We start from the raw sequence: 9,220 nt of genomic DNA on the forward strand, positions 1-9,220 counted from the left end.
CAGTTCCCACAGCCGGTGGCCGAGCGGATGCCGGTACTGGTGCACCAGCGCGAGGCGGTCCCGGTCGTCGACCGCGGCGACCGCGACGGCCCCGTGGTGTTCGACGACTTCCCGCTGCACGGCGTGCCCGTCCGGCATCCGCACCTCGTCCACGCGCAGCGACACGATCGCGCCGGTGTAGACGCGCCGTGACGACAGGGTCTCGAACTCGTGTCGCTGCGCCACGGATTAGTCGACCTCGGCGGCGGCCGGTTCGGTGACCTCGGGAGCCTCGGTGTTCTCGTCGCCGTGCACGTCCACCGGCAGCCGTTCGGCGGCCTTGTACCGCAGCGCCGCGGCGATCAGGCCCGAGAACAGCGGGTGCGGGCGGGTCGGGCGGCTCTTGAGCTCCGGATGCGCCTGGGTCGCAACGAAGTACGGGTGCACGTCGGCGGGGTACTCGACGAACTCGACGAGCCGGCCGTCCGGGGAGGTGCCGGAGAACTGCAGACCGGACTCGGCGACGCGGTCGCGGTAGGCGTTGTTGACCTCGTAGCGGTGCCGGTGCCGTTCGGAGACCCGCTCGGTGCCGTAGGCCTTCGCGACGACCGACCCCTTGGTGAGCACCGCGGGGTAGGCGCCGAGCCGCATGGTGCCGCCCAGATCGGCCTCACCGGCGACGATCTGCTCCTGGTCGGCCATCGTGGAGATCACCGGGTGGGTGGTGTCCGGGTCGAATTCGGTGCTGGACGCATCGGTGATGCCCACCGACCGGGCCGCCTCGATCACGACGCACTGCAGGCCCAGGCACAGGCCGAGCAGCGGGATCTTGCGGGTCCGGGCGAACCGGATCGCGCCGAGCTTGCCCTCGATGCCGCGGATACCGAAGCCGCCGGGGATCAGCACGGCGTCGACGTCACCGAGATGACGTTCCGCGCCGGCCTCGGTCTCGCACTCGTCCGAGGCGACCCAGCTGATCTCGACCTTCGCGCGGTGCGCGAAACCACCGGCGCGCAGCGCCTCGGTGACCGACAGGTAGGCGTCGGGCAGGTCGATGTACTTGCCGACCAGCGCCACCTTCACGGTTTCGCGGGGGTTGTGGACCCGGTCGAGCAGGTCGCCCCACACGGTCCAGTCCACGTCCCGGAACGGCAGGCCGAGCTGACGCACCACGTAGGCGTCGAGGCCCTCGCTGTGCAGCACCTTCGGGATGTCGTAGATGGAGGGGGCGTCCGGGGTGGAGATGCAGCCGTCGACGTCGACGTCGCACATCAGGGCGATCTTCGCCTTGAGCGCGTCGGGCACGTCCCGGTCGCAGCGCAGGATCAGCGCATCGGGCTGGATACCGATGTTGCGCAGCGCCGCCACCGAATGCTGCGTGGGCTTGGTCTTCAGTTCCCCGGACGGGCCCAGGTACGGCACGAGGCTCACGTGCAGGAAGAAGCAGTTGTCGCGGCCGATGTCGTGGCGCACCTGGCGGGCCGCCTCCAGGAACGGCTGGGATTCGATGTCGCCGACGGTGCCGCCGATCTCGGTGATCACCACGTCCGGGACGTTGCCCTCGGCGTCGGGGGCCGCCATCGCCTTGATGCGGTTCTTGATCTCGTCGGTGATGTGCGGGATCACCTGGACGGTGTCGCCGAGGTATTCGCCGCGCCGCTCCTTGGCGATGACCGTCGAGTACACCTGGCCGGTGGTGACGTTCGCGTCGGCGGACAGGTCGCGGTCGAGGAACCGTTCGTAGTGCCCGACGTCCAGGTCGGTTTCGGCGCCGTCCTCGGTGACGAACACCTCGCCGTGCTGGAACGGGTTCATGGTGCCGGGGTCGACGTTGAGGTACGGGTCCAGCTTCTGCATGGTCACGCGCATACCGCGCGCGGTGAGCAGAGCACCCAGGCTCGATGCGGTCAGCCCCTTGCCGAGCGAGGATGCGACGCCCCCGCTGACGAAGATGTGCTTGGTAGCGGTACGCGAGTGGCGTGACTGTGGCAAAGAAGCTCCCGTGACGTCTGGTGCAGGACTTCGGACTGATGGCGGTACTGCTGGGGCCTGCGGACCCACGGAACCCCACCGTAACACCTGCCGGCGCGATACCGTGCACGACTCGCACGCATCCGTGCCGACGTCACATTTCGGCGGCCGCGGCCGGGCGGTTGCCCGCGGTCAGCGGGCCGCCGACCCGACCGTGACAGCACCCGCGCCGGGTCCGGTGCCGTAGCGTCCGGCGCCCCCGGCGAGCTGTTCCTGCAATGCCAGCACGGTGGTGATCCGGCCGGCTTCCCGGTCGAGGTTGTCGACGGTGGACAGGCCCGCCGACAGTGCCGTGTCGGCCCGGACCACCGCCAGCGGGCCGTTGCCGGTGGCCGCGCCGGGCCGGCCGGCGAGCACGGTGCCGGCGCCGCGGGTGTCGAAGATCGCGGCGAACCGCGCGAGCAGCGCCCCGCGGTTGCCGCTGCCCTCTTCCCCGCCGCTGCCGTCCCCGGTGACGACGATCGCCGCCTGGGCCGGCTCGACCGTGCCGTCCTCGAAGGACACGAAGCCGGCGCTGCGCAGCGTGGTCAGCGCCAGCGTCCGTTCCTCGGGGGTGCTGCGCGGCTGCCCGGTGCCCGGGTCCACGAGCAGCACCGCGCCGAGCAGATCCCCGGCGAGGCTGCCCTGGTCCACGGCGCCGGTCTGCAGCTGCACCCCGGCGGGCACGACGTTGGTGACGGTGGTGCGCAGCAGGTCCGCACCGGCCGCGTCGACGAACGACTCGGTCAGCGACACCCTCCCGGTGACGGCCGCTCCGGCGGCCTCCACGGTGGCGACGACGGCGTCGAGATCGGCCGGGTCGGCGTCCGGCCCGGCGACCATCAGCACCGTGCGGCCGGCGAGCGTGTCGCGCACGACCCGCCCGGCGACCGCGGCGTCGAAGCCGTCCGCGGCGTTGAGCCGCTCGGTGAGCACACTGTTGCGGTCCTGTTCGGCCTGCAACTCGTCGCGCATCCGGGCCTTGTCGTCGCGCAGCCCGGACACCAGGCTGCTCGACAGCAGCCCGGAGCCGAGCACGATCCCCACCGCCAGTGCCAGGAAGATCGCCGCGATGGACACGGCGTGCTGGCGCAGAGAGATCACGCGCGCAGCCCCCGCACCCACTCGACGAGGTCGTCCCACAGCTGCACCGCCCAGTCGACGACCTCACCGCCGAGGTTGGAGACGATGAGCGCGGCGATCACGGCGATCAGCGCGGCGAACACGAGCAGGGCGATCACGCCGCCGGAGACCCGGCTGCGGTAGAGGGTGGCGACGGCCTTCGCGTCGACCAGTTTCGGCCCGACCTTCAGGCGGGTCATGAACGCCGACGGGTTGGTGTCGCGGCGTCCCTGGTCGAAGAACTCGTCGAGAGAGACGGTGCTGCCGACGGTGACGATCAGCGCGGCACCGTGGTGGTCGGCGAGCAGCAGCGCCAGATCGGCCGGGGCGCCGGCCGCCGGGAACGTCATCGCGCCGATCCCGAGGTCCTGGATGCGTTCGAGGCCGGGGGCGTGCCCGTCCGGGTCGGCGGGCAGCACCACCTCGGCGCCGGACTTGAGGGTCTCGGTGCCGATCTGCTCGGGATCGCCGACGATGAGATCGGGCCGGTAGCCGGCCTTGGTGAGGGTGTCCGCGCCGGCACCGACACCGATGAGGATCGGTGAGTACTCCTTGATGAACGGCTTGAGGTCCTTGAGGTCCTGCACGTGATCGGGCCCGTCCGCGACGACCACGACGTGCCGGTCCTGCAGGTCCACGTCGATGTCGGGCACCCCGACGCCGTCGATGAGCAGCGGGCTCTCCGACCGGATGAATTCGATGGTGTTGCCGGAGAAGGCTTCGAGATGGTCGACGAGTCCGGTCTTCGCCTCGATCATGCGATCGGAGATCTCCGCCTCGGTCTGCTCCTCCCCCTGGATGAGCAGCCGTTCCCCGGCGTAGACCCCGCCCTCGTACAGCCGGATCTTCGCGCCGTCCTTGACCTTCTTGAACAGCTCGGTGCCGGTGTTGTCCACCAGCGCGACCCCGCTGGCGACGAGCACCTCCGGGCCGAGGTTCGGGTAACGGCCGGTGATCGACGGTGACGCGTTGACCACGGCCGTGACCCCCGCCTCGACGAGGGCGTCGGCGGTGACGCGGTCCAGATCGACCGCGTCGAGTACGACGATGTCGCCGGGACCGACCCGGCGCAGCAGCTTCGCGGTGTTCTTGTCGACCCGGGCAATGCCGCTCACTCCGGGCAACGTTTCGTTATTGCGTGACAGCAGAGCCGGCATCTTCATGGCATCGATGATGAACCCGGGTCGCGGCACGGTAACGGAGGCGCGCCGAACGGACGACACGCGAGCCGCGGTTACGGACCGCTCGGCACGTTCCGGGGTCGCGGGTCAGCTCTGCCGTTCGGCGTGGGCCATCGCGAGCAGTTCCTCGGCGTGCGCGCGCCCGGTCTCGGTGTCGTCCAGACCCGCCAGCATCCGCGCCAGCTCGGCGACCCGTTCAGTCTCGTCGAGGGTGCGCACCCCGCTGCTGACCACCCCGCCGGCGTCGTCGACCTTGTCGACGACCAGGTGCGTGTCGGCGAACGCCGCGACCTGCGGCAGATGGGTGACGACGATGACCTGATGGGTGCGCGACAGCCGGGCCAGCCGCCGCCCGATCTCGACCGCGGCCCGGCCCCCGACCCCGGCGTCCACCTCGTCGAACACCATGGTGGCGCCGCGTTCGGAGGCGGCGAGCACCACCTCGAGCGCGAGCATCACCCGGGACAGTTCGCCGCCGGATGCGCTGCGCGCCAACGGCAGCGACTGGGCGCCGCTGTGCGCGGCGAGCCGGAATTCGACCTCGTCGGTCCCCGATTCCCCGGCGTGCAGAACCCGGTCGCCGATCGTCAGCGGCGCCGCGTCCTTCTCGGCGGCCTCCCGGTCGCGGACCTGCACGTCCAGGGTCGCCCGGCCCATGGCCAGGCCGGACAGTTCCTTGCTGACGGCCTTCGCAAGCCGGGCCGCGGCCTTGTGCCGGGCCGCGGACAGGGCCTGCGCGGCCTCGGCGGTCGCGGCGGCGGCGGACTCCACGGTCGCGGCGAGTTCGGCCAGCGCGTCGGCGGACACGTCGATCTTCGACAGCCGGGCGCGGGCCTCCTCGGCCCAGGCGAGCACCCCGTCGGTGTCGGCGGCGTACTTGCGGGTCAGGGCCTTGAGTTCGGATTGGCGGTTGAGCAGGGTGTCGAGGGAGCCGGGATCCGACGGCAGGTCGGCGAGGTAGCCGGACAGGTCGCCGGCGACGTCGGTGACCACCGCCATCGCCTCGACCAGGCGCGGACCCAGCTCGCGCAGGGCCGGATCGTCCGCGCCTTCGACGCGGGCACGCGCCTCCCCGAGCAGATCCAGGGCGGCCGCCGCCCCGTCCCCGTCGCCGGCGTCGCCGCCGGTCAGGACGGCGTGCGCGGCCTCCGCGGCCTCCCGCAGCGAATCCAGGTCGCCGAGGCGGCGCACCTCCGCCACGATCCGGACGTCCTCGCCGGGTTGCGGGTCGACCCGCTCGATCTCGTCCAGACCGAACTGCAGCCGGTCCGCCTCCTGCGCGAGTTCCCGCGACCGTTCGGTGCGCTCGAGCAGCTCGGCGCGCGCGGCCAGCCACTTGCTCCGGTGCTGCTGATAGGCGGCGAGCAGCGGCAGCACCGCCTTGCCGGCGAACCGGTCGAGGGCGGCGCGCTGCTGGTCCGGGCGCAGCAGCCGGAGCTGGTCGTTCTGGCCGTGCACCGTCAACAGCGGGTCGGTGAACTCGGCGAGCACCCCTACCGGGACACTGCGGCCGCCCAGATGGGCGCGGGAACGCCCGTCCCGGCCGACCGTGCGCACCGCGATGATGCTGCCGTCCTCGTCCCGTTCGGCTCCGGCCGCCTCGAGCAGCCGGGCGATCTCCCGTTCGACGTGACTGGGCAGCGCGCCCGCGGTCTCGTCGGTGTCCACGGCGAAGCGGCCCTCGACGACGGCGCGCTCGGCCCCGACCCGCACCCGGGCCGGGTCGGCGCGGGAGCCGGACAGCAGGTGCAGGCTGGTGACCACCATCGTCTTGCCCGCGCCCGTCTCGCCGGTCAGCACCGTGAAACCGTCGTGGAACTGGGCGCTCGCCTCGGAGATGACACCCAGGTTGTCGATCCGAATCTCAGCGAGCACGTCAGAGTTTCCTTCCTCGCCAGCCCTTCACCGGAAGTTCGAACTTGCGGACCATCCGGTCCGCGAACGGCGCCGAGTCCAAACGCACCCAGCGGACCGGATGCTTGCCGCGCACCACCTCGACGCGGCCCCCGGCCGGCAGTTCCAGGGTGCGGCGACCGTCGCAGAACACGAGACCGTCGTGGCTGCCGCGCAACGTCTCCACCGCGATGAGCGACTCGGGGCTCGTCACCAGCGGGCGCGCGAACAGGGCGTGCGCGTTGCTCGGAATCACCAGCAGCGCTTCGAGTTCCGGCCACACGATCGGTCCGCCGGCCGAGAACGCGTAGGCGGTCGATCCGGTCGGGCTGGCGACGAGAACGCCGTCGCACCCGAACGACGACACCGGCCGTCCGTCGACCTCGAGCACCACTTCCAGCACCCCGAGCCGCGACTTGTTCTCGACGCTCGCCTCGTTCAGCGCCCACCCACGATCGACGATCTCGTCGTCCACCCGGATCATCACGTCGAGCGTCATGCGGTGCTCGATCCGGTATTCGCGCCGCACGACCTGCGCGAGCGCCTCCTCGAGGTGCTCGGCCTCGGCTTCGGCGAGGAACCCGATCCGGCCCAGATTGATGCCGAGCACCGGGACCGCCGCGTACTGCGCCAGTTCCGCGGCCCGCAGGAAGCTGCCGTCCCCGCCGAGCACGATCACCATCTCGCAGCCGACCGCCGCGTCCGGTCCGGATTCGACGATGCGGATCTGCCCGTCCGGGGCGGCGAGCGCCCCGAGGCCGGTGCTGTCGGCTTCCTCGGCGAGGACCCGCAGCCCGATTCCCGCCTCGCCGAAGATCGCCGCGACGCGTTGCGCCGTTTCGGCGATCTCGCCGCGCCCGGAATGCGACACGAGCAGGATGTCCCGGCGCGGCACGGTGGCCGTGTCACCGGTTGCTGTGGTCACTGGGGTCCTTCCTGCACCGCACGTTCGACGAGTTCGATCACCGACGGCTCGAGTTCCGTCGGGCCGGGCTCACCGGCCCGCAACCACAGGAAGTACTCGACATTGCCGGAGGGACCGGGCAGCGGGCTCGCCACCGCGCCGATCGTGCGCAGGCCGAGGACGTGGGCTTCGCGGGCGACGTCGAGCACCGCTTCGGTCCGCAACGCCGGATCCCGTACGACACCGCCACTGCCCACGCGTTCCTTCCCCACCTCGAACTGCGGTTTGACCATCGGCAGCAGGTCGGCTCCCGGGGCGACGCAGCGCACGAACGCCGGCAGCACCAGCTTCAGCGAGATGAACGACAGGTCCGCCACCACCAGCTCGACCGGGCCGCCGATCTGCTCGGCGTCGATATTACGCACGTTTGTTCGATCGAACACGTGGACGCGGTCGTCGGACTGCAGCCGCCACACGAGCTGGCCGTATCCGACGTCCACCGCGGCGACCTCCCGGGCACCCTCGTGCAGCAGCACATCGGTGAATCCGCCGGTGGATGCGCCCGCGTCGAGGCAGCGGCGTCCGGTGACCTTCAGCCCCTGCGGCGCGAACGCCTCCAGCGCCCCGAGCAGTTTGTGTGCCCCGCGTGAGGCCCAGGACACCTCGTCGGTGACCTCGGTGACCAGCAGCGGTGTGCCCGGCTCGACGGCGGTCGCCGGTTTGGTGGCAACGGTGCCGGCGATCAGCACCCGGCCCGCCGCGATCAGTTCGCTGGCGTGTTCGCGTGAGCGGGCCAGCCCGCGCCGCACCAGTTCCGCATCGACCCGTGCCCGGCGTGCCACGTCAGACCTTGTCCACGGTCGCGAGGGCCTGCACCAGCACGTCGTGGGCCTGCTCGAGCAGCTGGGCCTGGCGCGAGATCGCGACGGCCCGGTCGTGGCCGTCCCCGGCGGCCGCGTCCCGGGCACGGGTCAGCAGCCCGTCCACCTCGGCGTGGATCCGGTCCGGTTCGATACCCGGCTGGGCGCCGGGGAGATGCTGGCCTGGGCGTGGAATCGACGTGCTCATCGCTGACCACGCTAGTGCATCACCGACCCACCGGACACGCGGCACGACCGGATCAGGCACCCGCGCTCCACGCCTCGATCGAGGAGCGGGCCGCGTCGTTCACCCCGACCACACGTTCGAAGTCCGGGTTCGCCCACGCCACCGGAAGCACGGTCCGCAGCGCCGCCATCGGGTCGACCGGCCCGGCCGCCTCGAGCCGCAGGTCTCGGCCGTCGACGGTCGCGGTCCACGCCCCGACGGCGCCGACGCGCAACGCCCCGGCCTCGACGTCGAGGCAGCTCAGCGAGTCCGCGACATAGGTGGGCCGCTGCCGCGCCGGAGCCCGCAGCAGCTCCGCGACGGTGCTCACCCCGGTGAGCACCAGCAGCGAATCGGCGCCGACGGCGACCGCACCTTCGATGTCGGTGTCCAGCCGGTCACCGACGACGAGCGGACGGCCCGCGGCGCTGCGGGCGATGGCGTGCTCGAGCAGCGGCGCGGCGGGCTTGCCCGCCACCACCGGTTCCGCGCCGGTGGCCGACCGCACCGCGGCGACCATCGACCCGTTGCCCAGCACCAGGCCCCGTTCGGTCGGCAGCGTGGAGTCGACGTTCGTCGCCACCCACAGCGCGCCGGCCCGGATCGCGAGGGTTGCCTCGGCGAGGATCGGCCAGCCGGTGTCCGGGGAATGCCCCTGCACGACGGCGACCGGCCGCTCGTCCGCGGACCGCACCGGCCTCAGGCCGACGTGGGTGATCTCCTCGGACAGCGCCTCGGTCCCCACGACGAGGACCGCGGCACCGGCGGGGACACGTTCGGCGAGCACACGTGCGGCGGACTGCGAACTGGTCACCACCGTCGACTCGTCGGCGGAAAAGCCCAGGTCGCGCAGGTGTGCGGCGACGTCAGCGGGTCGGCGGCTGGCGTTGTTGGTGACGTAGAACAGCCGGTCGTCACCACCGGTCAGCGCCTCCACCGCCCCGGGGACGGGATCGGCGCCGCGGTAGACGGTGCCGTCGAGGTCGAGCAGCAGCACGTCGTACGCCGACCGCAGCGTACCCGCCGCGGTCCGGGCGTCGGCGGG

At 71.9% G+C, this 9,220-nt stretch carries 8 protein-coding genes and 1 pseudogene; all 9 read right to left on the reverse strand.

Annotation, left to right across the window (positions count from 1 at the left end; all coding sequences use genetic code 11):
* Positions 1-225: pseudogene (locus tag I0Q12_RS10225) on the reverse strand (ADP-ribose pyrophosphatase); the annotation flags it as partial.
* A gap of 3 nt (positions 226-228) precedes the next feature.
* Positions 229-1,971: a CTP synthase gene (locus tag I0Q12_RS10230; RefSeq protein ID WP_197251817.1), complete on the reverse strand. Its 1,743-nt coding sequence runs from the start codon at positions 1,969-1,971 to the stop codon at positions 229-231.
* Positions 1,972-2,142: 171 nt separating this feature from the next.
* Entirely contained in the window at positions 2,143-3,093 is a 951-nt protein-coding gene (locus I0Q12_RS10235) for a copper transporter (RefSeq protein WP_197251818.1), read from the reverse strand.
* On the reverse strand, positions 3,090-4,274 hold the full coding sequence (gene steA, locus I0Q12_RS10240; RefSeq protein WP_197251819.1) for a putative cytokinetic ring protein SteA: 1,185 nt from the start codon (positions 4,272-4,274) through the stop codon (positions 3,090-3,092). The genes I0Q12_RS10235 and steA overlap by 4 nt, the downstream gene beginning before the upstream one ends.
* A 105-nt stretch (positions 4,275-4,379) precedes the next feature.
* Positions 4,380-6,167 carry a DNA repair protein RecN gene (gene recN, locus I0Q12_RS10245; RefSeq protein ID WP_197251820.1) on the reverse strand — a complete coding sequence of 596 codons (1,788 nt, stop codon included), beginning with the start codon at positions 6,165-6,167 and terminating at the stop codon, positions 4,380-4,382.
* 1 nt (position 6,168) lies between these two features.
* Positions 6,169-7,110 carry an NAD kinase gene (locus tag I0Q12_RS10250; RefSeq protein ID WP_248676331.1) on the reverse strand — a complete coding sequence of 314 codons (942 nt, stop codon included), beginning with the start codon at positions 7,108-7,110 and terminating at the stop codon, positions 6,169-6,171.
* Positions 7,107-7,931, reverse strand: coding sequence for a TlyA family RNA methyltransferase (locus I0Q12_RS10255; RefSeq protein ID WP_197251821.1), 825 nt, complete (start codon positions 7,929-7,931; stop codon positions 7,107-7,109). Before I0Q12_RS10255 ends, I0Q12_RS10250 begins: the two co-directional genes overlap by 4 nt.
* 1 nt (position 7,932) lies before the next feature.
* Positions 7,933-8,157 carry a hypothetical protein gene (locus I0Q12_RS10260; protein WP_197251822.1) on the reverse strand — a complete coding sequence of 75 codons (225 nt, stop codon included), beginning with the start codon at positions 8,155-8,157 and terminating at the stop codon, positions 7,933-7,935.
* A gap of 52 nt (positions 8,158-8,209) precedes the next feature.
* Positions 8,210-9,190, reverse strand: a complete 981-nt coding sequence (locus I0Q12_RS10265) for an HAD-IIA family hydrolase (RefSeq protein WP_197251824.1) — start codon at positions 9,188-9,190, stop codon at positions 8,210-8,212.
* Positions 9,191-9,220: the final 30 nt, after the last annotated feature.

The sequence above is a fragment of the Rhodococcus sp. CX genome (assembly GCF_015865005.1).
In the GTDB taxonomy this organism is placed as follows: domain Bacteria; phylum Actinomycetota; class Actinomycetes; order Mycobacteriales; family Mycobacteriaceae; genus Rhodococcus.

What these genes read in the sequence shown, in the direction of transcription:
- steA (WP_197251819.1), bottom strand. Translation starts at nt 4,274, where the DNA reads ATGAAGATGCCGGCTCTGCTGTCACGCAATAACGAAACGTTGCCCGGA.
- I0Q12_RS10260 (WP_197251822.1), bottom strand. Translation starts at nt 8,157, where the DNA reads ATGAGCACGTCGATTCCACGCCCAGGCCAGCATCTCCCCGGCGCCCAG.